This is a genomic window from Type-A symbiont of Plautia stali (assembly GCF_059731155.1).
The window spans coordinates 577,558-603,419 of record NZ_AP035891.1 but is presented as its reverse complement, the minus strand read 5'-3'; the positions used below and the strand labels follow the sequence as shown (position 1 = coordinate 603,419).

Annotated in this window: 21 protein-coding genes and 11 pseudogenes; 22 read left to right on the top strand and 10 right to left on the bottom strand. The window is 59.4% G+C overall.

Annotation, left to right across the window (positions count from 1 at the left end; genetic code table 11):
- Positions 1 to 164: 164 nt before the first annotated feature.
- From cbl to AC6I8M_RS03170, 3 genes and pseudogenes are all read left to right on the top strand, one after another.
- Positions 165 to 1,124: pseudogene (gene cbl, locus AC6I8M_RS03180) on the top strand (HTH-type transcriptional regulator Cbl).
- Between the two features lie 93 nt (positions 1,125 to 1,217).
- On the top strand, positions 1,218 to 2,057 hold the full coding sequence (locus AC6I8M_RS03175; protein WP_022549056.1) for a GNAT family N-acetyltransferase: 840 nt from the start codon (positions 1,218 to 1,220) through the stop codon (positions 2,055 to 2,057).
- A 125-nt stretch (positions 2,058 to 2,182) separates the two neighbouring features.
- Positions 2,183 to 3,964, top strand: a complete 1,782-nt coding sequence (locus AC6I8M_RS03170) for a thiamine pyrophosphate-requiring protein (RefSeq protein ID WP_058948825.1) — start codon at positions 2,183 to 2,185, stop codon at positions 3,962 to 3,964.
- A 327-nt stretch (positions 3,965 to 4,291) separates the two neighbouring features.
- Here AC6I8M_RS03170 and AC6I8M_RS03165 read toward each other — a convergent pair whose 3' ends face one another.
- The 3 genes from AC6I8M_RS03165 to AC6I8M_RS03155 all read right to left on the bottom strand — a co-directional run bounded on the left by AC6I8M_RS03165 (position 4,292) and on the right by AC6I8M_RS03155 (position 6,776).
- The gene (locus AC6I8M_RS03165) at positions 4,292 to 4,546 is read right to left on the bottom strand and encodes a transposase (RefSeq protein WP_498013666.1); all 255 of its coding nucleotides are present in this window, start codon (positions 4,544 to 4,546) and stop codon (positions 4,292 to 4,294) included.
- Positions 4,547 to 4,923: 377 nt separating this feature from the next.
- Positions 4,924 to 5,457: an EAL domain-containing protein gene (locus AC6I8M_RS03160; protein WP_318285140.1), complete on the bottom strand. Its 534-nt coding sequence runs from the start codon at positions 5,455 to 5,457 to the stop codon at positions 4,924 to 4,926.
- Entirely contained in the window at positions 5,424 to 6,776 is a 1,353-nt protein-coding gene (locus AC6I8M_RS03155; RefSeq protein WP_022549061.1) for an EAL domain-containing protein, read from the bottom strand. The genes AC6I8M_RS03160 and AC6I8M_RS03155 overlap by 34 nt, the downstream gene beginning before the upstream one ends.
- 312 nt (positions 6,777 to 7,088) lie before the next feature.
- On the opposite strand from AC6I8M_RS03155, the pseudogene phnF reads away from it, so the two are divergent.
- The 13 genes and pseudogenes from phnF (at position 7,089) to phnD (ending at position 15,028) form a co-directional block, all read left to right on the top strand.
- Positions 7,089 to 7,805 (top strand): annotated as a pseudogene (gene phnF, locus AC6I8M_RS03150) (phosphonate metabolism transcriptional regulator PhnF).
- On the top strand, positions 7,802 to 8,251 hold the full coding sequence (phnG, locus tag AC6I8M_RS03145) for a phosphonate C-P lyase system protein PhnG (protein ID WP_010618377.1): 450 nt from the start codon (positions 7,802 to 7,804) through the stop codon (positions 8,249 to 8,251). Before phnF ends, phnG begins: the two are co-directional and overlap by 4 nt.
- Complete coding sequence (phnH, locus tag AC6I8M_RS03140) at positions 8,248 to 8,823, top strand: phosphonate C-P lyase system protein PhnH (protein ID WP_010618378.1); 576 nt, start codon at positions 8,248 to 8,250, stop codon at positions 8,821 to 8,823. The genes phnG and phnH overlap by 4 nt, the downstream gene beginning before the upstream one ends.
- Positions 8,823 to 9,848 (top strand): annotated as a pseudogene (locus AC6I8M_RS03135) (carbon-phosphorus lyase complex subunit). Before phnH ends, AC6I8M_RS03135 begins: the two are co-directional and overlap by 1 nt.
- On the top strand, positions 9,841 to 10,473 hold the full coding sequence (locus AC6I8M_RS03130; RefSeq protein WP_010618381.1) for an alpha-D-ribose 1-methylphosphonate 5-phosphate C-P-lyase PhnJ: 633 nt from the start codon (positions 9,841 to 9,843) through the stop codon (positions 10,471 to 10,473). Before AC6I8M_RS03135 ends, AC6I8M_RS03130 begins: the two are co-directional and overlap by 8 nt.
- Positions 10,463 to 11,225 (top strand): annotated as a pseudogene (phnK, locus tag AC6I8M_RS03125) (phosphonate C-P lyase system protein PhnK). Before AC6I8M_RS03130 ends, phnK begins: the two are co-directional and overlap by 11 nt.
- A gap of 70 nt (positions 11,226 to 11,295) precedes the next feature.
- Positions 11,296 to 12,002: pseudogene (gene phnL / locus AC6I8M_RS03120) on the top strand (phosphonate C-P lyase system protein PhnL).
- Positions 12,003 to 12,037: 35 nt separating this feature from the next.
- A pseudogene (phnM, locus tag AC6I8M_RS03115) lies at positions 12,038 to 12,922 on the top strand (alpha-D-ribose 1-methylphosphonate 5-triphosphate diphosphatase); the annotation flags it as partial.
- Positions 12,922 to 13,458 (top strand): annotated as a pseudogene (phnN, locus tag AC6I8M_RS03110) (ribose 1,5-bisphosphokinase). The pseudogenes phnM and phnN, both read left to right, overlap by 1 nt.
- Positions 13,455 to 13,571: a hypothetical protein gene (locus AC6I8M_RS03105; RefSeq protein WP_010618386.1), complete on the top strand. Its 117-nt coding sequence runs from the start codon at positions 13,455 to 13,457 to the stop codon at positions 13,569 to 13,571. The pseudogene phnN and the gene AC6I8M_RS03105 overlap by 4 nt, the downstream one beginning before the upstream one ends.
- Positions 13,552 to 13,755, top strand: a complete 204-nt coding sequence (locus AC6I8M_RS03100) for a carbon-phosphorus lyase complex accessory protein (protein WP_010618387.1) — start codon at positions 13,552 to 13,554, stop codon at positions 13,753 to 13,755. Before AC6I8M_RS03105 ends, AC6I8M_RS03100 begins: the two co-directional genes overlap by 20 nt.
- Before the next feature lie 80 nt (positions 13,756 to 13,835).
- Positions 13,836 to 14,048: pseudogene (locus AC6I8M_RS03095) on the top strand (ATP-binding cassette domain-containing protein); the annotation flags it as partial.
- Positions 14,049 to 14,098: 50 nt separating this feature from the next.
- A complete protein-coding gene (phnD, locus tag AC6I8M_RS03090; RefSeq protein WP_010618389.1) occupies positions 14,099 to 15,028 on the top strand; it encodes a phosphonate ABC transporter substrate-binding protein in 930 nt (309 codons plus the stop codon).
- Between the two features lie 85 nt (positions 15,029 to 15,113).
- On the opposite strand, the gene AC6I8M_RS03085 is transcribed toward phnD, so the two are convergent.
- The 5 genes and pseudogenes from AC6I8M_RS03085 to ftsY all read right to left on the bottom strand — a co-directional run bounded on the left by AC6I8M_RS03085 (position 15,114) and on the right by ftsY (position 20,063).
- A complete protein-coding gene (locus AC6I8M_RS03085) occupies positions 15,114 to 15,998 on the bottom strand; it encodes an IS110 family RNA-guided transposase (RefSeq protein WP_498013404.1) in 885 nt (294 codons plus the stop codon).
- Positions 15,999 to 16,344: 346 nt separating this feature from the next.
- The gene (rpoH, locus tag AC6I8M_RS03080) at positions 16,345 to 17,202 is read right to left on the bottom strand and encodes an RNA polymerase sigma factor RpoH (RefSeq protein WP_010615902.1); all 858 of its coding nucleotides are present in this window, start codon (positions 17,200 to 17,202) and stop codon (positions 16,345 to 16,347) included.
- Positions 17,203 to 17,442: 240 nt separating this feature from the next.
- Positions 17,443 to 18,271 (bottom strand): annotated as a pseudogene (gene ftsX / locus AC6I8M_RS03075) (permease-like cell division protein FtsX); the annotation flags it as partial.
- Positions 18,271 to 18,549: pseudogene (locus AC6I8M_RS03070) on the bottom strand (ATP-binding cassette domain-containing protein); the annotation flags it as partial. The pseudogenes ftsX and AC6I8M_RS03070, both read right to left, overlap by 1 nt.
- A 5-nt stretch (positions 18,550 to 18,554) precedes the next feature.
- A complete protein-coding gene (ftsY, locus tag AC6I8M_RS03065; RefSeq protein WP_498013665.1) occupies positions 18,555 to 20,063 on the bottom strand; it encodes a signal recognition particle-docking protein FtsY in 1,509 nt (502 codons plus the stop codon).
- A gap of 231 nt (positions 20,064 to 20,294) precedes the next feature.
- Here ftsY and rsmD point away from each other — a divergent pair, with 231 nt between their 5' ends.
- Positions 20,295 to 20,894 (top strand): 16S rRNA (guanine(966)-N(2))-methyltransferase, encoded by a 600-nt coding sequence (gene rsmD / locus AC6I8M_RS03060; RefSeq protein WP_010615904.1) that lies wholly within the window; start codon positions 20,295 to 20,297, stop codon positions 20,892 to 20,894.
- Positions 20,884 to 21,150 (top strand): DUF1145 family protein, encoded by a 267-nt coding sequence (locus tag AC6I8M_RS03055; protein ID WP_010615905.1) that lies wholly within the window; start codon positions 20,884 to 20,886, stop codon positions 21,148 to 21,150. The genes rsmD and AC6I8M_RS03055 overlap by 11 nt, the downstream gene beginning before the upstream one ends.
- Positions 21,151 to 21,193: 43 nt before the next feature.
- Here the strand turns inward: AC6I8M_RS03055 and AC6I8M_RS03050 are convergent, their stop codons facing one another.
- The gene (locus AC6I8M_RS03050) at positions 21,194 to 21,550 is read right to left on the bottom strand and encodes a DUF2500 domain-containing protein (RefSeq protein ID WP_010615906.1); all 357 of its coding nucleotides are present in this window, start codon (positions 21,548 to 21,550) and stop codon (positions 21,194 to 21,196) included.
- 162 nt (positions 21,551 to 21,712) lie between these two features.
- On the opposite strand from AC6I8M_RS03050, the gene AC6I8M_RS03045 reads away from it, so the two are divergent.
- Entirely contained in the window at positions 21,713 to 22,342 is a 630-nt protein-coding gene (locus tag AC6I8M_RS03045) for a lysoplasmalogenase (protein WP_010615907.1), read from the top strand.
- A 92-nt stretch (positions 22,343 to 22,434) separates the two neighbouring features.
- Positions 22,435 to 24,027, top strand: coding sequence for an HAD-IC family P-type ATPase (locus AC6I8M_RS03040; RefSeq protein ID WP_058948989.1), 1,593 nt, complete (start codon positions 22,435 to 22,437; stop codon positions 24,025 to 24,027).
- Positions 24,028 to 24,045: 18 nt separating this feature from the next.
- On the opposite strand, the gene tusA is transcribed toward AC6I8M_RS03040, so the two are convergent.
- Positions 24,046 to 24,297, bottom strand: a complete 252-nt coding sequence (gene tusA / locus AC6I8M_RS03035) for a sulfurtransferase TusA (RefSeq protein WP_010615909.1) — start codon at positions 24,295 to 24,297, stop codon at positions 24,046 to 24,048.
- Positions 24,298 to 24,459: 162 nt separating this feature from the next.
- Between tusA and AC6I8M_RS03030 the strand changes: the two are divergent.
- Both AC6I8M_RS03030 and AC6I8M_RS03025 read left to right on the top strand, forming a co-directional pair.
- A pseudogene (locus tag AC6I8M_RS03030) lies at positions 24,460 to 25,128 on the top strand (7-cyano-7-deazaguanine/7-aminomethyl-7-deazaguanine transporter).
- Positions 25,129 to 25,243: 115 nt separating this feature from the next.
- Positions 25,244 to 25,801, top strand: coding sequence for a DcrB family lipoprotein (locus AC6I8M_RS03025; protein ID WP_010615910.1), 558 nt, complete (start codon positions 25,244 to 25,246; stop codon positions 25,799 to 25,801).
- Positions 25,802 to 25,862 lie beyond the last annotated feature (61 nt).

Genomic DNA, 25,862 nt, shown 5'->3' with positions numbered 1-25,862 from the left:
CGGACCGTACAGGGAGAAGGCCGGGGTGAGAGCAGCAAAGCGCACTCATCCCCAACCCCACGCTTATTACTATTCCGCATAACACACCGTTTTTTATTATTTGTTGCAATCACACCAACTTCATAACATGGACGAAACAGGGGCAGGAAACAGGAGAAAAGGGTGTGAATTTCCAGCAACTTAAAATTATACGCGAAGCGGCCCGTTGCGAATTCAACCTGACAGAAGTCGCCAATACGTTGTTTACCTCGCAATCCGGGGTGAGCCGGCATATTCGCGATCTGGAAGATGAACTGGGCGTGGAAATCTTCATTCGTCGTGGCAAGCGGCTGTTAGGCATGACCGAACCGGGCAAAACACTGCTGACCATTGCTGAACGCATCCTCGATGAGGCCGGCAAAGTGCGCCGCCTAGCGGATGTATTTACCAATGAAACCAGCGGCGTGCTGACCATTGCCACCACACACACCTAGGCGCGCTATAGCCTGCCGCGCGTCATCAAAGCGTTTCGCCAGCTTTATCCCAACGTGCGGCTGGAACTCAATCAGGGTTCACCGCAGGAGATCGTCGCCATGCTGCTGGCCGGTGAGGCTGATGTCGGCATTGCCTCGGAGCAGCTGGTGAATAACACCAGCCTGGCTGCATTCCCGTGGTTCAGCTGGCACCACTCGCTGCTGGTGCTGCACGATCACGAGCTGCTGGCGAATCAGTCGGTCACGCTCGCCAGCCTCAGCCGCCATCCGCTGATCACCTATCGTCAGGGGATTACCGGTCGCTCGCGCGTGGACCGTGCTTTCCAGGCTGCTGGCCTCCGCCCGGATATCGTGCTCAGTGCGCAGGATTCTGACGTCGTGAAAACCTATGTCGAACTCGGGCTGGGCGTCGGTATCCTCGCCGATCAGGCGTGCGATATTTACGATGGCGAAGACATGGTGAAGATCGATGCTCACCATCTGTTTGATGCCAACACCGTGTGGCTCGGACTGAAGCGCTGCCAGCTCCAGCGCAACTACGTCTGGCAGTTCCTTGAACTGTGTAACGCCAACCTGTCACTGGAAGAGATCAAGCGGCAGGCGCTCTTTTACGAACCCGACGACGAACCCGCCATCGATTTCCAAATCTGAGTTTCCTCTCTGGCCCGGTGCGGGCCTTTTTTATTTGCTTCCCCAAACGGACGTGGCAAGCTGGCGGGCAGAACGCCTCTCAGGGAGAACAGAATGAATTCGATATTGCGCGCCATGACCCTCGCGGACGCCGAAGCGGGTTATCGCCTGACTCAGCAACTGGGCTGGGTGCACCGCCGTGAAGACTGGCAGCAGCTCATCGCCCTGGGTGAAGGCGTGGTGGTTGAGGAGCAGGGCGACTATCTTGGCGGGGCGATCGGCTGGCGCTGGGGGCCGGATGCCGCCACTATTGGTCTGGTGATTGTGAGCGAACAGGCGCGCGGACGCGGTATTGGCCGCCAGGTGATGCAGGCAATGCTGGAAAAATTCTCCGGCTGCAACGTACGGTTGCATGCCACCGATATGGGGCAGGTGCTGTACGAGAAGCTCGGCTTCCAGGCCTGCGATCGCGTGGCGCAGCACCAGACGCGCGCGCTGGCGCAGCAGCCTGCGGTAATCGTACCGGATGGCCTGACGCTGCGGCCGGCCGCTGAAGCGGATGTAGCCGCGGTCGATGCACTGGATTATCGGGCAACCGGGCTGCGGCGAACGCGTCTGCACCAGCAACTGCTGGCGCAAAGCGTGGTGCTGCAGGACGCACAGGGCACGCTGCAGGGGGTTGCCAGTCGCCGCCGCTTTGGACACGGCTGGACCATCGGTCCGGTGATTGCTGACGATGTTGTGGCGGCGCAGGCGCTGGTGTCGCAGCTGATGCAGGATCTGACGCAGCAGTTTGTCCGGCTGGACACGCCCGATGCACAGCTCGGCGCGTGGCTGCTGAACCTTGGGCTGGCGCAGGTCGATGCCTCTTTCGCGATGGTACACGGCACACCGTGGCGGGCGGCACCGAACGGGCCGCAGACCTTCGCGCTGGTCTCGCCTGCGCTGGGTTAACTAAGCGTAACGCGGCGATTTCTAAGCCAGACGCGGCGAACGTCGCCGAACAGACGTTATCTGTCACATTCCATTTCGTCGACTACCCTTAACGTTTATTGCAAACGTCTAAGGGAGAGCCCGTCATGAGCAAGAAAACCAGCGATTTCTTTGTTGAACGCCTGCAGGCATGGGGCGTCACGCGCATTTATGCCTATCCGGGCGATGGCATCAACGGTGTGCTGGGCGCTATCCAGCGTGCCAATGAAGCCGGTGCAGGCATCGAATTTATTCAGGTGCGACATGAAGAGATGGCGGCCTTTATGGCTGCCAGTCACGCCAAATTTACCGGTGAGCTCGGCGTCTGTCTGTCGACCGGCGGACCTGGCGCCACCCATCTGCTTACCGGCCTGTACGATGCCAAGATGAATCACGCGCCGGTGCTGGCGATTGCCGGCCAGGCGGAAACCACCGCACGCGGCGCCAGCTACCAGCAGGAGATGAATTTAGACCGCATCTTCGCCGATGTGGCGAACTTCGTGCAGGAAGCGGCAGTGCCGGCGCAGGTCCAGCATCTGGTCTATCGCGGCGTGCGCATTGCCAAAGCGCAGAACGGCGTCGCGGTGATCATCCTGCCGAAAGATCTGAAGGATGAGAACTGGCAGCCACCGCAGCATGCGCACGGATTTACCCATTCCGGGCCGGGCTATCAGCGGCCTAAGATTGTGCCCTACGACGAGGATTTGCGCCGTGCCGCTGAGGTACTTAACGCCGGCAAAAAAGTTGCGGTACTGATTGGCGCCGGTGCGCGGGGTGCTGTGGTCGAAGTGGTGCAAATCGCCAATGTGCTCGGCGCGGGCGTGGCCAAAGCGCTGCTGGGCAAGGACGTGCTGCAGGACGATGCGCCTTTTGTCACCGGTTCGATCGGCCTGCTCGGCACCAAACCGTCGTGGGAGCTGATGCAGAATTGCGACACTTTACTGATGATTGGCAGCGGTTTTCCGTGGACCGAATTTCTGCCGCCGGAAGGTAAAGTGCGCGCGGTACAAATCGATATCGATCCGGCGATGCTGGGGCTGCGCTATCCGTGCGAGGTCAACCTGCACGGCGACGCGGCAGAAACCCTGCGCGCGCTGCTGCCGTTACTGACCCATAAAGCGGATCGCCACTGGCAGGAGGAGATCGCTGTGCAGGTGCGCGACTGGTGGGCGTTGATGGAACAGCGCGCCATGGCGCCCGCCAACCCGGTCAATCCGCAGCGCGTGGTGTGGGAGATGTCCCCGCAGCTGCCGGAAGATGCGATTGTCACCTCGGACTCTGGCTCCTGCGCCAACTGGTTTGCGCGCGATTATCGGGTGAAGCAGGGCCAGCGCGGCACGCTGTCGGGTGGGCTGGCTTGCATGGGCGCCGCCGTCCCGTTTGCCATCGCCGCGAAATTTGCCTTTCCCACTCAGCCAGTGGTGGCGCTGGTGAGTGACGGGGCGATGCAGATGAACAACCTAGCCGAGCTGATCACCATTCAGAAATACTGGCAGCAGTGGGCCGATCCGTGCCTGATTGTCTGCGTGTTCAATAATCAGGATCTTAATCAGGTCACCTGGGAACAGCGGGTGATGGAAGGCAATCCGCGCTTTGAAGCTTCGCAGCAGCTACCGGACGTCCAGTATGCGCGCTTTGCCGACAGCCTCGGTTTGCAGGGCATCTATGTCGACCGGCCCGAAGATCTGGCGGCGGCGTGGCAGCAGGCGCTCAGCGCCACCCGACCGGTAGTGCTGGAGGTAAAAACCGATCAGGAAGTGGCTCCGCTGCCGCCGCATATCACGCTTAAGCAGGCCAAAGCCTTTATGTCATCAATGGCGAAGGGCGACCGCGGCATGGCGCAGGTGATTAGCGACACCGCCAGCCAGTTGCTGCACAGCAAGGGGTAGCGCGCCGCTACAATGTGTGCAGGATGGTGGTGCAGAAATAAAATGCCGCACGAATCGTAGCGGCGCAATTCATTGCGCATTCCGGCAACTGTGCAATGTTTAACTCAGCGCGATAAATCGCGCCGCTACAATATGTGCAGGATGGTGGTGCAGAAATAAAATGCCGCATGAATCGTAGCGGCGCAATTCATTGCGCATTCGGGCAGTTGTGGAGTGTTTAACTTAGCGCGATAAATCGCGCCGCTTCAATATGTGCAGGATGGTGGTGCGGAAATAAAATGCCGCACGAATCGTAGCGGCGCAATTTATTGCGCTTTATAAGCGGCATCACACTTGTTGATAATAATGATCCAGCTCCCACCTCAACGGGTTTTGCTCAATATATCGCCGTGCGAAAAACAGCTCTTTTTCATTGCGTATAATCCGCTCATAAAAATTGTGTTGCCACACTCTGTTTGCGATAACCCGACTGACGCCTGCCTTATAACCAGCTATGATTCTGCTTAAGAAATTATTGTTCTCGCCGCAAAGCCACAAAATGCCGTGTATGTGATTTGGCATCACAACAAACGCATCTGTCATCAATCCTGGAACACGTAACGACAGATTAAGCCATTCCTAGTATACAACATTCCCTGTTTTACTGGGAATCAGTTGCGCCTGCCTGATACGGCCAGGCAGACATAACTGTTGTCGCGTAACGATGGTAATGAAATAAGCTCCCGCTGCAGCGTAATCGTAATGCAACAGTCGTAATTGTTTTCTGAATTGCATAATAGCCTCCTTTCATATAGCATCTGCTATCCGAATCAATTTTTCAGATTGTTTTTTAATTTCTCCGATCCAGATTCAAAAAAGCGCGAAAAATAACGCCGCTACGATGCCCTTCATAGACCAGCACGTAAATACATTCCCGCAAAAATCGTAGTGACGCAGTTTATTGCGTCTCTTCTGCACCCTCACACCATCCGCTCAATCTCGCTCAACGGTACCGCCCGGCTGAACAAATATCCCTGCAGCTCATTGCAGCCGGCATCGGCCAGCGCGTTTTTCTGGCCCTCGGTTTTGACGCCTTCGGCGGTGACGGTCAGGCCCATGGCGTGGCCCAGGCGCACCACGGATTCAACAATCGCGGTGGAGTTCTCCGCCACGCCCAGCGACTGGGTCAACGACCGGTCGATTTTAATCTTGTCGACCGGAAACGTGCTGAGATAATTCAGGCTCGAATAGCCGGTGCCGAAATCATCCAGCGCGATACGGAACCCGGCGTCGCGCAGTGCGATGATGCTGTTGCGCGCTTCGTGTTCATCCTCAATCAACACGCCTTCGGTGATTTCCAGCTCCAGCCGCTGCGGATCGGCTCCTTCCGACTGTACAATCTCAATCATGCGTTTGACAAACCCGCTGGCGCGGAACTGCACCGGCGAAACGTTCACCGCCACAATCACCTGCGGTAACTTCAGGGGGTTTTGCAGGCCTCGCGCAGTACCCATTCGCCCAGCGGAATAATCATGCCGGTCTCTTCGGCGATGGCGATAAAGTCCGCAGGCGAAACATCGCCGCGCTGCGGATGATGCCAGCGCAGCAGCGCTTCCAGTCCGACAATCTGCTGGCCGCTGATCTCCATCAGCGGCTGATACCACACCGCCAGACCGTCGTAATTGACCAGCGCCTGACGCAGATCCGCCGCTATCTGCTGCCGCGTGCGCAGCGATTCGTCCATCACCTTTTTAAACTGGCGATACTGACCGCGTCCGCCATTTTTCGCCTCGTACAGCGCAATGTCGGCTTTGCGCATCAGCTCCAGCCGGTCAATGCCATCACGGGGTGCCAGCGCCAGGCCAATGCTGACGCTAACCCACAGCTCGTTGCCCACCAGCTGATACGGCTCGCCCAGCGCGGCGATGATGCGCTGCGCCTGCGCCTCATTGGCCTCGAGCTTCAGCAGCGACTGCGATAAATCGAGTGAGGAAGTCCAGATGCGCCGCACCATAAACAGACACAGCAGGGTGATCAGCAGCACCGAAATCAGCGTGGAGGGACCGAGGGTACGCAACATCTGCGCGCCCGGCTTGTCCGGATCCCAGCTGAGGTAGCCGATGATATCGCCCTGACGCGAGGTCAGCGGATAGCGCGCTTTGCGTTCGTTCTGCGGTACGCCATCGCTAAAGAAGAGCTGCCGCAGCTGGCTGCGTTCAGACAAATTGCGCAGATAGCCATCATCAAGAAACTTAATACTCACCAGCCGGTAGCGCCCGGCCTCGCGCGTGCTGCTGATATCGCCCACCGCCAGCGCTGCCGCACGCTGGCCGATGCGCACAAAATCCGCGCGGTCGGCCGGACCGGGTACCTCATCACTGCTTTGCACCAGTGGCGTCTGCAACAGATCGCGCAGGTACGGCCCGATGCGCAGATCCGCCACCGGCTGGCCGTTGCGCCACACGGCGGTCGGCTGATTGGTGCGGTCAAGCAGCACAATCAGCTGATGATCAAACATATCGTACAGCCAGCTACCGACGTTTTGATTCAGCCAGTCGCTGTCCGGCTGCGGCTGCGCCAGTTGAACGGCGAGCGGGGACCAGCGCGTCAGGCTGCGCAGCTGGCGCAGATGTTCACTCAGGCTCTGATTGAACGAGGCGGCGATCATCCGCTGCTGCTGCTCGCGCGCCTCATGGTTGGTGGCTGAGGTGCTCCAGAACAGGCCGAAACCGGCACCGAGAAAAGTCAGCAGCAAAATCGCCACCAGCGGCAGGATCACTTCCCGCAAAAAATTGCGGCGAAAACCGTGCGAAAGTTTGAAGGTGTTTATCATTTTAAGGTTTCGCGCTCCGGGCAGGGCTTACTGAATAAATTAGCAGAATTTACGCAGCCTGCATCAGGTAAGGGAAGCGTTAAGGGCGTGAAACTGCACGCGATTTTTTTGCGCATAGTCACAAAGATAACAGTTAAGTGGATTTTATTGAATCGGTCGCCGTCTGGCTGCCATCCTGCTGCCTTAAAGCAAATTCATCCGCACGTCACTGAGCCGTCACGGCACTGTCATCTGTCTCCCGCACTGTAGTCGCCATTCCGCAGCCTCTTCCGCTGCGCCCCTCAACCTGAAGCGAATGAGGTATTGAGCGTGATGGAAATATCCAGACATCCGACCACTGTCTATCAGGCGGTTGCCGCCCAGCTGGAGCAGGCACTGCAGGAGCGCTATCGCTGCGGCGATTATCTGCCGTCAGAACAGCAGCTGGCCGATCACTACGCCGTCAATCGCCACACGCTGCGCCGGGCTGTAGATGAGCTGGTGAACAAAGGCATGCTGCAGCGGCGCCATGGAGTCGGCATCCTGGTGCTGATGCGCCCGTACGACTACCCGCTGCATGCCCAGGCGCGCTTTAGCCAGAACCTGCTGGAGCAGGGCAGTCATCCCACCAGCGAACGGCTGCTGGCGGTACTGCGTCCGGCCAGCAGCGACGTGGCCGCCGCGCTGGGCAGTGACGAGGGCGCCAGCGTCATTCACTTACGCACCCTGCGCCGCGTCAACGGCGTGCCGGTGTGCGTGATCAACCACTATCTGGCCGACCTCCGCTGGTGGCCTGCGCTGCAAACGTTCCAGCACGGTTCCCTGCACGACTTCATGCAGCAGCAGCTCGGCCTGCAGCTGAGCCGCAGTCAGACCCGCATCCGTACCCGCCGCGCATAGGCCAAAGAGTGCAAACAGCTGGAGATTACGCTGCACGCGCCGCTGCTGTGCGTGCGCACCCTGAATACACAGCCGGACGGTCAGGTGGCGGAGTACTCTGTCAGCCTGACGCGTGGCGACATGATTGAACTCACCCTGGAGCACCAATGAAACAGCAAACCGCCCGTCAGCACTGGCTTTCGGTGCTGGCGCACAGTGAAACCAGCGCGCTGGCCAGCCACTGGCAGTCGCTACAGCTTACACCCGTCTTCGAGCGCCTGCGCCCGGCGGAAACCGGTTTAACCCGTTTGCAGGCGCGCATGGGCGGCAGCGGGAAACGCTTCGTCATGGGCGATGCCACCGTCACCCGCGCGGTGATCAGACTGAACGACGGCACGCTGGGTTTTAGCTATGTGCTGGGGCGCGATAAGGCGCATGCCGAACGCTGCGCGCTGATTGATGCGCTGCTGCAACAGCCGGAAACCTTGGCGCTGCTGCAGGAAAAAATTATTGCCCCGCTGGCGGCACTGCGCGAAGAGCAGCGCCAGCTGCGCGCGCGGGAAATCGCCAGCTCCAAAGTGGATTTCTTTACGCTGGTTCGCGGAGATAACGAATGACATTACTGGCAAGTTTTAACCATCCGGTTGCCGACGCCCAGCGCGCCTTCCGCCGCATTCTCAAAGCGATGAGCGAGCCGGGCGTGATGGTCTCGCTGCCGCTGGCGCAGGGCTGGGGCGATCTCTCCCCGGCAGCAACGGCGGTGCTGCTGACGCTGGTCGATCAGGTGAGCGCGCTGTGGCTGGATCGCCGCGTGGACAGTGATATCGTGCGCAGCAACCTGCGCTTTCACACCGGCGTACCGATTGTCGATGAGCGCGACGCCCCGTTTGCGCTGACCCACGCGGCGGCCAGTCCCGATCCCGCCTGCTTCGCCGCCGGTGACAATCTGTCCCCCGAGAAGAGCACCACGCTGATTGTCGAAGTGCCGTCGCTCAACGGTGGGCTGACGCTGCGCCTCTCCGGGCCCGGCCTGCGTGAGCCGCGCGCCATCGCGCCGCAGCTGCCGGCCGCCATTCTGACCTATCTGCGTGAGCGCCCGCATCCGTTCCCGCAGGGGGTGGATCTGATTTTCACCTGCGGTGAAGCGATGATGGCGCTGCCACGCACCACCGACGTGGAGGTGTGCTGATGTACGTAGCCGTGAAAGGAGGCGAAAAGGCGATTGCCAGCGCCCATCAGCTGCAGGCCGATCTGCGCCGTGGCGATCGCAGCGTCGCGGAGCTGGGCTGCGACTAGGTGGCGCAACAGCTGGGGCTGGCGGTGGACCGGGTGATGACCGAAAGCGGCATCTTTGACACACTGCTGGCGGCCTTAGCCATTAAACAGGCCAGTGGCGATTTGGTCGAGGCGATTTTCCTGCTGCGCGCCTACCGCAGAAATGCGCATCGAGCGCCGCATCTCGGCAGTTTACAAAGATCTGCCCGGTGGCCAAGTGCTGGGCCCGACCTATGACTACAGCCACCGCCTGCTGGATTTTACCCTGCTGGCCAACGGCGAAACGCCGGCCGCCGCGCGTGACGATCAGGCGCTGGCGCAGCGTTGCCCGCATGTGTTCAGCATGATGACGCGTGAAGGGCTGGCAGCGCGTGAAGAGGATGACGGCAGCGAGCCGTGTGACATCACGCGCCAGCCGCTGGGTTATCCGGCGTCACGCGCTGCCCGCTTACAGCAGCTGGTGCGCGGCGACGAGGGTTTTCTGCTGGCACTTGGCTATTCGACCCAGCGCGGCTATGGCCGCAACCATCCGTTTGCCGGTGAAATCCGCACCGGCTATCTCAGCGTGTCGATTTGCCCCGAAGAGCTGGGTTTTGAGATTGAAATTGGCGAGATCCTGCTGACCGAATGCGAAATGGTCAACGGCTTCACCACCCAGGGCTACAGCGCCCGCACTTTACCCGCGACTATGGCCTGGTGTTCGGACGCGCAGAGCGTAAGGCGATGGCGCTGGTGGACCGTGCGCTGCAGGCACCCGAGTATCAGGAGCGCATTGCCGGGCCGGCGCAGGACGAAGAGTTCGTGCTGTCGCACGCCGATAACGTCGAAGCCGCCGGCTTTGTCTCGCACCTGAAACTGCCGCATTACGTGGATTTCCAAGCGGAGCTGGAGCTGCTGCAGCGGCTGCGCCAACAGCATCAGGAGCAGAATAATGAGTGAGTTAACCGGCTACAACAACGGCTACCTAGATGAGCAGACCAAACGCACCATCCGCCGCGCCATTCTGAAAGCGGTAGCGATCCCCGGCTATCAGGTGCCGTTTGCCGGCCGCGAAATGCCGATGCCGTATGGCTGGGGCACCGGCGGCATTGAGATCACCGCCAGCATTATTGGCGACAGTGACGTGCTGAAAGTGATCGATCAGGGCGCGGATGACACCACCAACGCGGTCTCCATCCGGCGCTTCTTCCAGCGCGTCAGCGGGGCGGCAACCACCGAAGCCACCAAAGACGCCACGCTGATCCAGACGCGGCACCGCATTCCGGAGACGCCGCTTGAAGAGGATCAGGTGCTGATTTTCCAGGTGCCGATCCCGGAGCTGCAGCTGTTTGGTGCCGGACGTGAAAAACGCATTTATGCGCTGCCGCCCTACACCAAAGTGGAAAGTCTTGATTTCGACGATCACCCGTTCAGCGTGCAGAGCTGGGAACACCCCTGTGCGCTGTGCGGTTCGCGCCACAGCTATCTCGACGAAGTGGTGATGGATGATGCCGGTACGCGCATGTTTGTCTGCTCCGATACCGATTTTTGCCACCAGCAGCAGGAACAACAGCATGCACAGTGAACAGCCGCTGCTCGCGGTCAATAACCTGACGCACCTCTACGCGCCGGGCAAAGGTTTTGAAGACGTCAGTTTTGCGCTCTATCCCGGAGAGGTGCTGGGGATTGTCGGTGAATCCGGCTCGGGGAAAACCACGCTGCTGCGCAGCCTGTCGGCGCGTCTGGCGCCACAGCAGGGCAACATTCTTTACCGCGGCCGCGATCTGTATCAGCTCAGCGAGAGCGAGCGCCGCCGGCTGCTGCGCACCGAGTGGGGGCGTGGTGCATCAGCATCCGCTGGATGGCCTGCGTCCGCAGGTGACGGCGGGCGGCAATATTGGTGAGCGTCTGATGGCGATTGGACAGCGTCATTACGGCGACATCCGCAACGAGGCGCTGCGCTGGCTGCAGGACGTCGAAATCCCGGGCAATCGCATCGACGATCTGCTCACCACCTTTTCCGGCGGCATGCAGCAGCGTTTGCAGATTGCGCGCAACCTGGTGACGCAGCCGACGCTGGTGTTTATGGATGAGCCGACCGGCGGGCTGGATGTCTTGGTGCAGGCGCGCCTGCTGGATCTGCTGCGCGCGCTGGTGCGCGAGCTGAATCTGGCGGTGATTATTGTGACCCACGATCTGGGCGTCGCGCGTCTGCTGGCGCACTGCCTGCTGGTGATGAAGCAGGGCAAAGTGGTGGAGAGCGGGCTCACCGACCGGGTACTCGACGATCCGCACCATCCGTACACCCAGCTGCTGGTTTCATCGGTGCTGGCATAGAACACGCTGGCGGTGCGCATCAATGCGCACTACTCACTATGTGTGCACGAATCATTATCAGGACATCAACATGCAACCCATTTTGCGCGTAGAGAATCTCAGCAAAACCTTTGTGCTGCACAACCAGAACAGCGCCGAGCTGCCGGTGCTGCAGCACGCCAGCCTTGAGGTGGCCGCCGGCGAATGCGTGGTGTGCTGCACGGGCGCTCCGGCAGCGGTAAATCCACGCTACTGCATGCGCTGTACGGTAACTATCAGGCCAACAGCGGTCACATCTGGCTGCAGCACCACGGCCAGTGGGTCGATCTGGCACAGGCACCGGCGCGTCAGATGCTGGCGATCCGCCGTGACACCGTCGGCTGGGTCAGCCAGTTTCTGCGCGTGATTCCGCGCGTACCGACGCTGGAGATCGTCATGCAGCCGCTGCTGGAGCGCGGCGTCGAACGCGCCTGCTGTGAACAGCGCGCCCGCGAACTGCTGACGCGTCTTAACGTGCCGCAGCGCCTGTGGTCGCTGGCACCCTCGACCTTCTCCGGCGGGGAACAGCAGCGCGTCAACATCGCACGCGGCTTTATCGCTGACTATCCGGTGCTGCTGCTGGATGAACCCACGGCGTCACTCGACAGCGCTAACAGCGCGGCGGTGGTGGAGCTGATTGAACAGGCGCGCGCCCGCGGGGCCGCTATCGTAGGTATTTTCCATGACGAAGCGGTGCGCGCCCGGGTGGCCGACCGCCTGCACGTCATGCAGCCGATGCACACAGGAGTACAGGCATGATCGTGAATAATGTCCGGCTGGTGCTGGAAAATGAGGTCGTCAGCGGCATCACCACGGTACTGGATGCCATCGGCGTCGATGACGTGCGCGACGGCGGTCATCGCCTTGAAAACCTGAGCAAAATGATTACGGCGATTCAGGACAGCAACCTCAAGGGCATCAACCGCGCCGACCACCAGCTGCACCTGCGCTGTGAGCTACCGCATCACACCACGCTGCCGCTGTTTGAAGCGCTGATGAGCACCCCGGAGCTGTCGCTGGTGTCGCTGATGGATCATTCTCCGGGCCAGCGCCAGTATGCGTCGCTGGAGATGTACCGCACCTACTATCAGGGCAAATATCAGCTCAACGATGAGCAGATGGATCAGTTTGAGCGCGAACAGCTGGCGCTGGCTGCCGAATACTCCACGCCGAACTGTAACGCCATCGCTGGCCTGTGTCAGGCGCGCGGTATTCCGGTTGTCAGCCACGATGATGCTACGGCGGCGCACGTCGCGGAGTCACACGCAGTGGGCAGCGCAATTGCCGAGTTTCCCACCACGCTGGAAGCGGCACGTGCCTCGCGCGAATGCGGCATGCGGGTGCTGATGGGCGCGCCAAACATCGTGCGCGGCGGATCGCACTCCGGCAATGTCGCGGCGTGGCAGCTGGCCAGCCACGGCCTGCTGGACATCCTCTCGTCGGATTACTATCCGGCCAGCCTGCTGGATGCGGTATTCCGCCTGGTGGCCGACGAGCGTAATGCGCTGACGCTGCCGCAGGCGGCGGCGCTGGTCACGCGCAACCCGGCACAGGCGATTGGCCTGCACGATCGCGGCACGATTGCGGAAGGGCTGCGCGCCGATCTGGTGCTGGCACACACCGATCACGGTTATGTGCACATTCGCCACGTCTGGTCACAGGGCAGGCTGGTGTTCTGATGGCGCGCCTCATCTGGCTGACCGGGCCCTCGGGCTCGGGTAAAGACAGCCTGCTGAACGCGCTGCGCGAGGCGCCGCCGGACAAGCTGGTGATTGCCCATCGCTATATTACGCGTCCGGCCGATGCCGGCGGTGAAAACCACGTGGCGCTGAGCGAAGCCGAATTCCGCCGGCGTGAAGCGCTCGGCCTGTTCGCCATCAGCTGGCGCGCGCACGGCCTGAGCTACGCACTTGGCGAGGAGATCGATCACTGGCTGGCGCGCGGTCTCAACGTGCTGGTCAACGGTTCACGTCTGCATCTGCCAATCGTGCGCCAGCACTACGGCGAGCAGCTGCTGCCGCTGGTGCTGCAGGTTTCGCCGGCCGTGCTGGCGGCACGGCTGCGCCAGCGCGGGCGCGAAAGTTAAGCCGACATTCAGCGACGGCTGGCGCGCGCGGCAGAACCGCTGCCTGCCCACTGCGACGCGCTCAACAACAATGGCGCGCTGATCGACACGCTCCATCAGCTGAGCCAGTTACTGGAGCATCCGCCATGAATCTGACCTTTCTCGGTACGGGCGGCGTGCAGGCCGCGCCGCTGTTCGGCTGCGACTGCCGCGCCTGTGAACGCGCCCGGCAGCAGCCGCGCTATGCGCGTCACGGTGCGTAATCACAACGACGTCACCCGCGCACTGCACATCGTGGCCCGGCTGGCTCCGCGCCAGGCATGGCTGGTGCACCTGTCACATGAGATAGATAACTGGTTGCTGGACAATGCGTTACCGGAAAACGTCAGCGTACCGTTCGACGGCCAGCAGATTGCTGTCGGTTTGCGCGACGCTGTCACCGTTTAATCATGGTTCTGTCATCAGACCTTCATCGCCAGTGTCCGTAATAACGGGCAATCAACACCTCAGAAGAGATGGAGCGCAACATGGCACAGGCATTACTCAAAACCGTCGTCGACAATGCACATCCTGCCCAGCGCCATGGCGACAAGGTGCTGCCGGTGCAGGGGCTGTGCAAAGCCTTCGGTGATAACCGCGTGCTGGATGATGTCAGTTTCGATCTGCATGCGGGCGAGCTGGTGGCGGTAATCGGCCGCTCGGGCGCAGGCAAATCGATCCTGCTGCATGCGCTGTACGGCGACGAAATTAACCAGCTCCACTAACTCCCACGGCAAGAGAAAATCTCACAATGAAACTGACTGCTTTAGCTTTACTGACAGGCGCTCTGATGGCTTTTGGCGTTAACTCAGCGGATGCACCGAAACAGCTGAACCTGGGAATTCTGGGCGGGCAGAACGCCACCCAGCAGATTGGTGATAACCAGTGTGTGAAAACCTTCTTCGACAAAGAGCTGGGCGTGGATACGCAGCTGCGCAACTCGTCTGACTATGCCGGCGTGATTCAGGGGCTGCTGGGCAACAAGATCGATATGGTGCTGAGCATGTCGCCGGCGTCTTACGCCTCGGTCTACCTGCAAAACCCGAAGACCGTGGATATCGTCGGTATCGTGGTGGACGACAAAGATGGCTCGAAAGGTTACCACTCGGTGGTGATCGTCAAAGCCGACAGCCCGTATAAGAAGCTGGAAGAACTGAAAGGTAAATCGTTTGGCATGGCCGATCCGGATTCCACCTCCGGCTTTCTGATGCCCAATCAGGCCTTTAAGAAAGAGTTTGGCGGTACGGTGGACGATAAGTACAACAACACCTTCTCCAGCGTGACGTTTTCCGGTGGCCACGAGCAGGACATCCTCGGCGTGCTGAACGGCCAGTTCGACGGCGCGGTGACTTGGACGTCGCTGATTGGCGATTACAACAGTGGCTATACCTCGGGTGCCTTTGGTCGTCTGATTCGTATGGATCACCCGGATCTGATGAAGCAGATTCGCATCATCTGGCAGTCGCCGCTGATTCCTAACGGCCCAATTCTGGTGAGTAATAACCTGCCCGCTGACTTCAAAGCGAAAGTGGTGGCCGCGATCAAAAAGCTGGATAAGGAAGATCACAACTGCTTTGTTAAAGCGGTGGGCGGTGCCCAGCACATCGGCGCCGCCAGCGTCGCGGATTACCAGAATATCATCGATATGAAGCGCGACCTGATGAAGGGTGCACGCGGGTAACCGTTCAGGGCAACGCGTGGCAAGGTGCGCATCAATGCGCACCCTGTAAAAAAACCGCAGTACCCCGTAGATACCGTCTTGCCGGTTACCTGGCAAGACATATTTCGGCATCGAACGGACGACCCGACTTCAGCACACCATAAGCCAGCTGCAGCAGCTTCTTCAGCAAACTTACCGCCGGATTCCACTTCATCGCCACTATCGCTGGCATGTACAGGGCCTTGCGCATCGCGCTGTTGCCCATCTTCGATATCCTGCTTTTGCCCTTCCACTCACCGGACTCCTGCCGCATCGGATTCAGCCCCACCCACGCCACAAGAGCCTTGCTGCTGCTGAACCTCGACATGTCCCCCATATACGCCAGCATCGTGCTGCCCAGCACGCCCGGGATGGACTCCAGCAGTTCCCTGTTCTTTTTAAGGCCCGGGTCATTGTCAATATGGTCGTTTATTGCCCGCTTCGTTTCGTCTATCTGCGCATCCAGCGCCGCAATGACCACGCGGATTGAGGGCTGCACCACCGCATCCGATACCTCCAGCCGGTTCTCTTCCATCTGCCGCATTTCCTGAAGATTCGTCAGGCGCTTCACCAGCGCTTTCAGCCTGCGTTCATTCAGCGGCGCCGGCTGCCACAGCGATGGGCCGTGCAGTTTACAGTAGCGCGCTATCATGCGCGCATCGTCTTTATCCGTCTTATTCCGGCTCAGCTCGGCCTGCCCGAAGCGCCTGATGCGCGCAGGATTTTCCACGCTGACATCATAGCCTTCGTCGTGCAGGAAGGTGGCCAGCGGCTCACTGTACGCGCCGGTAGCCTCCATGCAGATATGGCAGCAGCCGAACGGCTCCAGCCATTTTTTCAGGGCGATAAAGCCCTTAGGGGTGTTGGGAAAGACTTTGGTTTTGTAAGACGTGTCGCCTTTCCAGACGGCCACATCAAACTTTCCGGAGGCAATATCAATGCCGACAGGCATACGGGTTTGTATAGATTCTCCTTAACAGCACAGGGAAACCGCCATGACCATCCTTATGGATGCGTGCTCGGGGCACAGGATACCGTCCGGTCTTGAAGGCGGGAGTTAAGTTGCCGGGGATGAATCCACAAAGCAGGCTTTATGCCCAGGGGTCGCCCCCATCTCACCAGCAACTTCCCGATGATCAGTCGGGGATCATCATACCCGGAGGAGAATGATCGGGATATAAGGGTCGCCATTTATGGCGACCGTGCTGCAATCCGCACAGGTCATGCGTCGCCGCCTGTTATTGCGCGCATAAAAAAGGGCGACCCGCTGGTCGCCCCATTTATCTGTCAGCCGTTAATCAGGCTTCAATCGCCATACGCAGTTTCTTCATGGCGTTCTTTTCCAGCTGACGCACGCGCTCGGCAGACACACCGTACTGGTCGGCCAGCTCCTGCAGCGTGGTTTTGTTGTCATCATCCAGCCAGCGGGCGCGGATAATGTGCTGGCTACGCTCATCGAGGCTCAGCATTGCGTCACTCAGCTTGTCAGCGGCGTGCGCATCCCAGTTATCCTCTTCGATGCCGTCGGCAAAGTCAGAGGTTTTATCCTGCAGATACAGCACCGGTGCCATCGGCTTGCCTTCGCCCGCATCGTCATCAGACGACATGTCGAAGGTCATATCCTGGGCCGCCATGCGCGACTCCATTTCCAGCACGTCTTTGCTGCTGACACCCAGCTCGCGCGCCACCATTTCGACTTCATCCTGATTGAACCAGCCGAGACGCTGCTTGGTTTTACGCAGGTTAAAGAACAGTTTGCGCTGTGCTTTGGTGGTGGCAGCTTTCACGATACGCCAGTTACGCAGCACGTACTCGTGAATCTCCGCTTTGATCCAGTGCACGGCAAACGACACCAGACGCACCCCGACTTCCGGGTTGAAGCGACGCACCGCCTTCATCAGGCCGATGTTACCTTCCTGGATCAGGTCCGCCTGCGGCAGGCCGTAACCGGAATAGTTACGAGCGATATGAACAACAAAGCGCAGGTGAGACAGGATCAGCGTCTTAGCTGCATCCAGATCGCCTTGGTAATGCAGCCGCTCAGCCAGTGCTTTTTCCTCTTCTGCCGTTAATACCGGCCAGTTGTTAGCAGCCCGGACGTAAGATTCCAGATTGCCCAGAGGAGCAATCGCTAAATTTTGCATTTCTTTGGTCATTCAAACCCTCACAAATTCAATGGACTTGCCGCTCGTTTCCCTGCGCAGACGTTACATTATGTCAACGACGCGTGAAAACCAAAAGCAATCTGTGCTACTTGGACGTCAAAGTTACCCACAAGTTCAATTGTGGCAGTGAATATTTTACACACAGATGACGGCGCGAGAAATCGGAGAAATCCTCTGCTCCCAGGTCGTCGGCAGCAGAGGAAAAGTATATCAAAAAATCGTTGCTATGGGTTACTGCGGCGTAAAACGACGTAAATGTTGCACCGTCGCCAGCCAGGCGGCAATCCAGCCGATGATGGCTGCGATTAACAGCAGCAGCAGCAGACCTTCATCCCACGAAAAGCCCTCCAGCGCGAAGCTGGTGCCGAAGACGGAGGCGACCTGCGCCACCACCGACTGCAGGCGCAGCACCAGCACTTCCGACAGGATCAGCGACAGCACCGCACCGCTGAAACCGAGCAGCGCGCCGCCGTAGAGGAAGGGCCGCAGAATAAAGCCATCGGTCGCGCCAATCAGCTTCTGCACGTTGATGGTGTCGCGCTGGGCAAAAATGCTCAGGCGCACGCTATTGCCAATCACCAGGAACACGGCCAACCACCATCAGCAGGCCGATCATTGACGCCACCTGCCCCACCAGCCCGGTGAGTGCGGCTAAACGCGCAAACCAGCTGTCATCCATGCGCACTTTATCCACGCTCTGCACTTTTGCCACGCGGTCGCGCAGATTGGCCATGGTATCGGAGTTCTGGAAGTTCAGCTTCGGCGTGATGATCGCCACCGCCGGCAGCGGGTTCTGCTCCAGCATATCCATCGCGCCACCAAAGCCGGACCAGTTGCGGAACTCGCTTTGCGCCTCTTCACGCGTCAGGTAGTTCACCTTGTCCACGCCATCGAGCTTTTTCAGCTCGGCGGTCACGTTCTCTGCCGCCGTGTCATCCAGCGCTTTGTCGAGGTAAACCGTCAGCTGCGGCGCCGGGTACCACTGCGCGGCGGCCTGGCTGACGTTTTTCCACACCATGTAGCACACGCTGGGCAGCGTCAGCGAAATCGCGATCACCATTCCATCAGCAGATGGTGATCCTGGAAAATCATGCCGATCTGGCGGCGCAGGAAAGGCACTTCGCTGTGACGCAGCCGGGAAATATCGTGACCGCTGAACCAGATTTGCCCGGCGCTCGAGCGCTCAATGCCATAAATCAGCTTCAGTAAGGTACTTTTCCCCGCGCCTGAGTAGCCGGTCAGAAACGCCATCTCACCGGGACGCAAATGGAAATCCACGCCCTGCAGCGCCTGGCGTCCTCCCAGATAAGCCTTACTGACCTCTTCAAAGCGAATCATGCCAATTATTCCTCTCGGGCAAACAGTGCCTCAATAAAGTCGGCGGCCTTAAACGGCCGTAAATCTTCGATGCCTTCCCCGACACCGATATAACGAATCGGAATGCCAAACTGATCGGCAACCGAGAAGATCACGCCACCTTTTGCGGTGCCGTCGAGCTTGGTCAGGGTGATGCCGGTCAGGCCGACCGCTTCGTGGAACAGCTTCGCCTGGCTGATGGCGTTCTGGCCGGTGCTGGCGTCAATCGTCAGCATCACCTCATGCGGTGCCTCTTCGTCCAGCTTCTTCATCACGCGGGTGATTTTTTTCAGCTCTTCCATCAGGTGCGCTTTGTTCTGCAGGCGGCCGGCGGTATCGGCGATCAGCACGTCAACGTGGCGCGATTTCGCCGCCTGAATGGCATCAAAAATTACCGACGCGGAATCCGCGCCCGTATGCTGCGCGACCACCGGAATATTGTTGCGCTGGCCCCATACCTGCAGCTGCTCTACCGCCGCCGCGCGGAAGGTGTCCCCCGCCGCCAGCATGACGGACTTGCCCTGCGCCTGATACTGACGCGCCAGCTTACCGATGGTAGTGGTTTTACCCACGCCGTTAACGCCGACCATCAGGATAACGAACGGCGTTTTGCCCGCCACGTCCAGCGGGGCATCAACCTTTTCCAGAATGCCGGCCATTTCAGCCTTCAGCAGACCATACAGCGCTTCGGCATCGCGCAGCTGCTTACGGCTGGCCTGTTGCGTCAGGCTGGTGATGATGCGGCGCGTGGTTTCCACGCCGACATCGGCAATCAGCAGCTGCTCTTCCAGCTCTTCAAACAGGTCGTCATCGATTTTTTTGCCGCGGAACAGGCTGATAAAGCCGGATCCAAGGTTTTCACGCGTTTTAACCAAGCTGCGTTTCAGGCGGGCAAAGAAGCCCTCTTTGGTGGGGCGCTCCTGCTCCTGGGCCACAATCGGCGCGGCCGCCAGCGGCAGATCGCTAACGGTGTCTGTCGCCACGCGCTCTTCTGCCGCGTCTTCGGCATAGGTTTCCGCTAACGCCAGCGCTTCCAGCTCTTCATCGCTCAGCGGTGCGTCTGTGTCCTCTGGCTGAGGCTCCTCAGATAAAACCGGTGCTTCAATAATCAGTTCTTCAGCCTGCAGCTCCTCTTCAACCGGCATCGCCTCCGGCTGCGGATGATCTTCCGGCAGTACCTCTTCTTCAATCGCGCTGACTGCAGCGATTTCTGCGTCATCAGCGTTAGCGTCGGATTCGGATGCGGTTTCTACTTCCGCGACGGGATGAGTTTCAGCGTCGGCGTGAACCGGCGATTCGGCCTGCGGTTCTGCCACCTGTTCAGTGACGATCACGGTCCCGGCGGCCTGCGCTTCGGCGCTTGCTAACGCGCTCTCTTCAGCGGCGGGTGCCGGTTGTTCTGTCGGCTGCTGCTGCGCCTGCTCTTCCGCTGGCTGCTGCTCTTCTTTGCCAAAGCCCAGCCAGGAAAAAAAGCCGCGTTTTTTCTCTTTTGCCATTGTGTGACCACACTCCTCGATGGCTTATTCCCGGTAGCACGCTGTTCCCAGAGGATAAAAAATTCACTTTTTCGCGCGTGAGCGGCGTAAAAATCAGGCAATTACGTCCGCTTTATCAACTTAGTAGTCTAACACTTTCCTGCCAGCGCACCACAGCACCCTTTTTTAACGTTTCTTCTGCCTGCTACGCCCGTTAAACTACGCAACAAATTATGACGAGTTCTGAGCGAAATGAGTAAATCCCCCCGCAACAGCGGCGCGGCAGGCCAGATTCGCCTGATTGGCGGACAGTGGCGCGGCCGCAAATTGCCGGTGCCGGACAGCGCCGGCCTACGCCCGACCACCGATCGCGTGCGTGAAACGCTATTCAACTGGCTGGCGCCGGATATCCAGCAGGCGCGCTGCCTCGACTGCTATGCCGGCAGCGGTGCGCTGGGCTTAGAAGCGCTGTCGCGCTATGCCGCCTCCGCGACCCTGCTGGAACTGGAACGTAACGTGGCGCAGCAGCTGACGCAAAACCTGCACACGCTGCGCGCCACGAACGCCAGCGTCGTCCAGACCAATACGCTGCAGTGGCTAAGCCAGCCCGGCGAGCCATTCGACGTGGTGTTTGTTGATCCGCCGTTCCGCAAAGGCCTGCTGCAGGAGACGCTAACGCTGCTGGAAAACAATGGCTGGCTCGCCGCCCACGCGCTGATTTATGTTGAGAGCGAAGTGGAACACGGCACCCCGCTGGCACCGGCTAACTGGGATCTGTATCGCGAGAAGATTGCCGGTCAGGTGGCCTATCGCTTCTATCAACGCCAACAGGAGACCGATGATGTGGCTTAATCTGAGACGTTTGCTGATGATTTGCGTCTGGGCATTTCTGCTGCTTAACCTGGTGCACCCCTTTCCGACGCCGCTGCGCTACTTTGTCCACGTCGCGCTGTTCTTTATGGTGGTGATGCACGGCCTGCAGCTGGTGCTGCTGCGTGCCACGCAACCGAAGGAAGCGCCAAAGCTGAGCCGCGCCACGCAGGCGAAAATCTTCTTCTTTGGCGTATTTGAACTGCTGGCGTGGCAGAAAAAGCACTATCCGTCGTAACGCAAGGCAGCGCGCGCGGCATCAGCCCCGTGCGCTTTAGCGCCTATTGCGCCGGGGTAAAGCTGACAAAGCGCGTGCCCTGCATTTTCAGCTTGCCCTTCACGCCTTTGTCCATTTGGTGATAATCGCTGGCGCTGACGTTGACCTTAAAATCACCGGCGCCGTTCAGCGGATGGAACCAGGCTTCATACGTCATCTCTTCCGCCACAATCTCTTCGCGCTGACGCGAACGGCGATTGGGGGCCGGAAACTCTCGCTTGGTTTTCACTTCCACACTCATTGAGCGCACCGGTAAAGCGTCGTTGACCGCGGCTTCGCGGCGCTGCTTGATAAACTGACGGGTTGCCAGGATGGCAATTACAGCCAGGACGATAAAAAAGATTAGCGGTGGTTTGCTCATGTTTTCTCTCGCACTTTACGTCGGGGGTTAACAGATAAAAGACGCCAAAGCATACAACCAGAGTTGCCCGATTGTCACATTTGCCGCCAGTAACTTAAACTGAGATCGTGATTTTGGGAAAATTCATCAATGTGGGCGACACGTTCACAAAAGGGAGAAAAAATGCTTTGGTCTTTCCTTGCAGTCCTTTTTTCCGGTTGGCTGTATGTCGATGCCTCCTACCGCGGCCCGCAGTGGCAGCGCTGGCTGTTCAAACCCGTTACGCTGCTGTTGCTGGTTGCCTGGGCGTGGCAGGCTCCCATGCTTAACACCACCGACTACCTGATTCTGGCTGGCCTGGTCGCCACACTAGTGGGCGATGCGTTAACCCTGCTGCCGCGTCAGCAGATGCTGTATACGCTCGGCGCCTTTTTCCTTTCGCATCTGCTGTACACCATCAGCTTTGCCGCGCACATGACCATGAGCTTCTTCTGGCCGATTCCGCTCACCTTCCTAGTGATTGGTATCATCGTGATCGCCATCATCTGGTCAAAACTGGATACGCTGCGCTGGCCAATCTCTACGCTGATTGGGATGACGCTGGTGATGAACTGGATGGCGGCGGAAAACTACTTCTTCCGTCCGACCGATTACAGTATCTCGCTGCTGGTGGGTGCCGTGCTGCTGTTGCTGGTTAACATCGTGTGGTTTATCTCGCACTATCGCCGCCGCTTCAGCGCTGACAGCACCATCGTGGCCGCCTGCTACTTCGCCGGTCACTTCATGATTGTACGTTCACTGTGGCTGTACTGAAAAAAGTGACCTCACCGCTATACTCTGGAGTCCACTCTAGAGTATAGCATGCAGACTGCGGGCAACGGCCCGCTTCCGCAACCGGAGGTCACATGCATCAACATGCCCACTCTTGCCGCTGTGGCAAATCACACCGTCAGCCAAAACCGCTGTGCGCGGTACGCAGCGTTCAGCCTGCATCCCTGAAGATTTCCGCCGCGCAGCCAGTGGCCGCGTCCAGCGATTGCGGCTGCGGCACCAGCGATGACGACAGTCCCGGCGGCGACGCCGACAGCGACAGGCGCGCGTCCGCATCGTACCAGTTCCGTTGGCAGATTGCCGGCATGGACTGCCCGAGCTGCGCCCGCAAAATCGAAACCGCCGTGCAAAAGCTGCCGCAGGTCGCCAGCGCGCGGGTGATATTCGCCAGTGAAAATCTGCTGGTGGAGGCGCACAGCGATATTCGTCCGGCTATTGAACAGGCCGTTAACCACGCCGGCTTTAGCCTGAAATCCACCGAGAGCCCCGCACCGGCCGCGCGCCGCTGGCACGATAATGCGGCGCTCATCCTGCTCACGCTGTTGATGATCGCCAGATGGCTGCTGAGCCAGCTCACGCCGCTGTGGGGCGATCGCCTGTTTGTGCTTACCACGCTGGTCGGTCTGGCGCCGGTAGCCCGCAGCGCGTGGCAGGCCATACGCAGCGGCTCGCCGTTCAGCATTGAAACCCTGATGACCCTCGCCGCCGCAGGCGCGCTGGTGATCTCCACGCCTGCCGCTATCACCTCCGACCTAGCGGCGGCTCGCCAAGGCGCGCTGATTAAAGGCGGCGCGGCGCTCGAACGCCTCAGCCGGGTGCAGGCACTGGCGTTTGATAAAACCGGCACCCTGACCGCCGGTAAACCGCAGGTTACCGACGTGCAGCCGTTTGGCGCGGATGCACAGCAACAGCTGCTTAGCCTCGCGGCCGCCATTGAGCAGGGCTCAGGCCATCCGCTGGCGCGGGCGATAGTCGCGGAAGCGCAGCGCCAGCAGCAGGTGATTCCGCCGGCGCAGCATCAGCAAACGCTGGCCGGCAGCGGCATTCGCGCACAGATCGACGGCGTGGTGCACCAACTGCTGGCACCGCGTGATGCGGCGGCGCTGAGTGACGCGCAGCAGCAGCAGATTGCGCAGCTGGAGGCACAGGGCAAAACCGTGGTGGTGGTGTTGCGCGAAGCACAGCCGCTTGGGCTGCTGGCGCTGGGCATTCGCAGCGTGATGCTGACCGGCGATAATCCGCGCGCCGCCGCCGAACTCGGCATCACCTATCGCGCCGGTCTGTTGCCTGCGGATAAGGTAGCCGCCGTGCGTGAACTGGGCGAACAGCAGCCGCTGGCGATGGTCGGCGATGGCATCAACGATGCGCCAGCCATGAAGGCCGTAACGCTGGGGATTGCCATGGGCAGCGGCACCGATGTGGCACTGGAAGCGGCCGATGCGGCTCTGACGCAGAATAACCTAGCGATTCTGCCGCGCACCGTGCAGCTGGCACGCCGCACGCGCGCCATTATCCGTCAGAATATTGCGCTGGCGCTGGGGCTGAAGGCTATTTTCCTCGTCACCACGCTGCTCGGCTTTACCGGCCTGTGGCTGGCGGTGCTGGCCGATTCGGGTGCCACCGCGCTGGTCACCGCCAACGCACTGCGCCTGCTGCGTCAGCGCTAAGGCGGGCGGATGCCGCGATCAGGCCTCCGCGCCTTTCTGGATCAGATACTGGTACGGCAGGCTCTCGGTCTGCTGTGCCAGCAGCTGATGCTCCATAAAGCGGCAGAAGCCGGGAATATCACGCGTGGTCGCCGGATCGTCGGCGATGATCAGCAACGTTTCGCCCGCCTGCATGGTACGCACGGTTTTGCGCACCATCATCACCGGCTCCGGGCAGCGCAGCCCAAGCGCATCAAGCTTATGGTCCGCAGCGGAAAAAAGATCGCTCATGATTCTCTGTCTTTATTCAGGGTGGGCGCTCATTCTAACGCGCTACAGCGCGCGCGCAAGGCGAGAACGATTGCGTTAAAATTAACCATTGTATTTGTTGCGCAACACGCTAAGATGCCGTCCGATTTTTTAATGTCACTGCTAATTCCTCAAAAGGCCTTTATGATTAACTTCTCTGCTCGTCAGCGCATGCATGCGCTATTCTGGCTGTCGCTGTTTCACCTGCTGGTGATTACCTCCAGTAACTATCTGGTGCAGCTGCCGGTCGCGATTTTCGGCTTCCACACCACCTAGGGTGCGTTTAGCTTCCCGTTTATTTTTCTCGCCACCGATCTCACCGTGCGTATTTTTGGCGCACCGCTGGCACGGCGCATTATCCTTGCGGTGATGATTCCGGCGCTGTTTATCTCCTACATCGTGTCGTGCGTGTTTTATCAGGGCGCGTGGCAGGGCTGGGCCTCGCTGCAGGAGGTCAATCTGTTCGTGGCGCGTATCGCCTGCGCCAGCTTTATGGCCTATGCGCTGGGGCAGATCCTTGATGTGCACGTGTTTAACCGCCTGCGTAAACTGCCGCAGTGGTGGATTGCGCCTGCTTGTGCCATGCTCCTCGGCAACATCAGCGATACGCTGGCCTTCTTCTTTTTTATCGCCTTTTATAAGAGTCCGGACCCGTTCATGGCCAGCCACTGGGTAGAGATCGCGCTGGTGGATTACAGCTTCAAAGTGCTGATCTGCATGGTTTTCTTCCTGCCTGCTTACGGTGTTCTGCTCAATGCGACACTTAAGCGTCTAGCGGAACGTTCCGCTCAGCGCCAGATGAATTTCGGCTAATTGAATGTAGACGAAACGTCACGGCACGCTAAGATTTCCTGACAAAGCGCTGATTGCTTTTAAGCACCGATTCCGTTTTGATAACGGCTGATGGAAACCTTACGAAGGGATAAGAATGCGTAACTTAGTGAAATATGCGGGCATCGGCCTGCTGGTGTTAGGCTTGGCGGCGTGTGATCAGAAGAAAGACGACACGGCGGCAAACAGCAACGGCGCCAGCGCCAGTCAGTCAGCACAGACAGTAAACCTGATGGACGGTAAGCTGTGTTTCAGCCTGCCAGCGGGCATGTCAGATAAGAGCGGCAAGCTCGGTTCGGAATCCACCAATATGCACGTGTATGCCGATGAAACCGGCCAGCGCGCGATTATCGTGATTGCGGGCGATCCGACCAGTGAAGGACTGGATGCGCTTACTCAGCGTCTGGAGCAGCAGCAGCGCAACCGCGATCCGCAGCTGCAGGTGGTGTCGAACAAAGCGGTGACGCTGAAAGATCAGCCGGCACAGCAGCTGGATACAGTGATTTCCGCCAACAATCAGACCTCCTGGTCCTCGGTTATTCTGGCGAAGGTGGACGGTAAACTGCTGATGCTGCAGATCACTCTGCCCGCCGATAATCAGCAGCAGGCGCAGAGCGATGCCGATGCGATTGTAAAGAGCATTACCCTGAAGTAAGCCGTTACCAGGTGCGCATCAATGCGCACCCAACATAAACCGTGCCATCAACCTGTAGATA

Excerpts from the sequence above, each read along its gene's own strand:
- AC6I8M_RS03175 (WP_022549056.1), top strand. The coding sequence starts at position 1,218 with ATGAATTCGATATTGCGCGCCATGACCCTCGCGGACGCCGAAGCGGGT.
- AC6I8M_RS03170 (WP_058948825.1), top strand. The coding sequence starts at position 2,183 with ATGAGCAAGAAAACCAGCGATTTCTTTGTTGAACGCCTGCAGGCATGG.
- AC6I8M_RS03165 (WP_498013666.1), bottom strand. The coding sequence starts at position 4,546 with ATGACAGATGCGTTTGTTGTGATGCCAAATCACATACACGGCATTTTG.
- AC6I8M_RS03160 (WP_318285140.1), bottom strand. The coding sequence starts at position 5,457 with ATGGGTACTGCGCGAGGCCTGCAAAACCCCCTGAAGTTACCGCAGGTG.
- AC6I8M_RS03155 (WP_022549061.1), bottom strand. The coding sequence starts at position 6,776 with ATGATAAACACCTTCAAACTTTCGCACGGTTTTCGCCGCAATTTTTTG.
- phnG (WP_010618377.1), top strand. The coding sequence starts at position 7,802 with ATGAAACAGCAAACCGCCCGTCAGCACTGGCTTTCGGTGCTGGCGCAC.
- phnH (WP_010618378.1), top strand. The coding sequence starts at position 8,248 with ATGACATTACTGGCAAGTTTTAACCATCCGGTTGCCGACGCCCAGCGC.
- AC6I8M_RS03130 (WP_010618381.1), top strand. The coding sequence starts at position 9,841 with ATGAGTGAGTTAACCGGCTACAACAACGGCTACCTAGATGAGCAGACC.
- AC6I8M_RS03105 (WP_010618386.1), top strand. The coding sequence starts at position 13,455 with ATGAATCTGACCTTTCTCGGTACGGGCGGCGTGCAGGCCGCGCCGCTG.
- AC6I8M_RS03100 (WP_010618387.1), top strand. The coding sequence starts at position 13,552 with ATGCGCGTCACGGTGCGTAATCACAACGACGTCACCCGCGCACTGCAC.
- phnD (WP_010618389.1), top strand. The coding sequence starts at position 14,099 with ATGAAACTGACTGCTTTAGCTTTACTGACAGGCGCTCTGATGGCTTTT.
- AC6I8M_RS03085 (WP_498013404.1), bottom strand. The coding sequence starts at position 15,998 with ATGCCTGTCGGCATTGATATTGCCTCCGGAAAGTTTGATGTGGCCGTC.
- rpoH (WP_010615902.1), bottom strand. The coding sequence starts at position 17,202 with ATGACCAAAGAAATGCAAAATTTAGCGATTGCTCCTCTGGGCAATCTG.
- ftsY (WP_498013665.1), bottom strand. The coding sequence starts at position 20,063 with ATGGCAAAAGAGAAAAAACGCGGCTTTTTTTCCTGGCTGGGCTTTGGC.
- rsmD (WP_010615904.1), top strand. The coding sequence starts at position 20,295 with ATGAGTAAATCCCCCCGCAACAGCGGCGCGGCAGGCCAGATTCGCCTG.
- AC6I8M_RS03055 (WP_010615905.1), top strand. The coding sequence starts at position 20,884 with ATGTGGCTTAATCTGAGACGTTTGCTGATGATTTGCGTCTGGGCATTT.
- AC6I8M_RS03050 (WP_010615906.1), bottom strand. The coding sequence starts at position 21,550 with ATGAGCAAACCACCGCTAATCTTTTTTATCGTCCTGGCTGTAATTGCC.
- AC6I8M_RS03045 (WP_010615907.1), top strand. The coding sequence starts at position 21,713 with ATGCTTTGGTCTTTCCTTGCAGTCCTTTTTTCCGGTTGGCTGTATGTC.
- AC6I8M_RS03040 (WP_058948989.1), top strand. The coding sequence starts at position 22,435 with ATGCATCAACATGCCCACTCTTGCCGCTGTGGCAAATCACACCGTCAG.
- tusA (WP_010615909.1), bottom strand. The coding sequence starts at position 24,297 with ATGAGCGATCTTTTTTCCGCTGCGGACCATAAGCTTGATGCGCTTGGG.
- AC6I8M_RS03025 (WP_010615910.1), top strand. The coding sequence starts at position 25,244 with ATGCGTAACTTAGTGAAATATGCGGGCATCGGCCTGCTGGTGTTAGGC.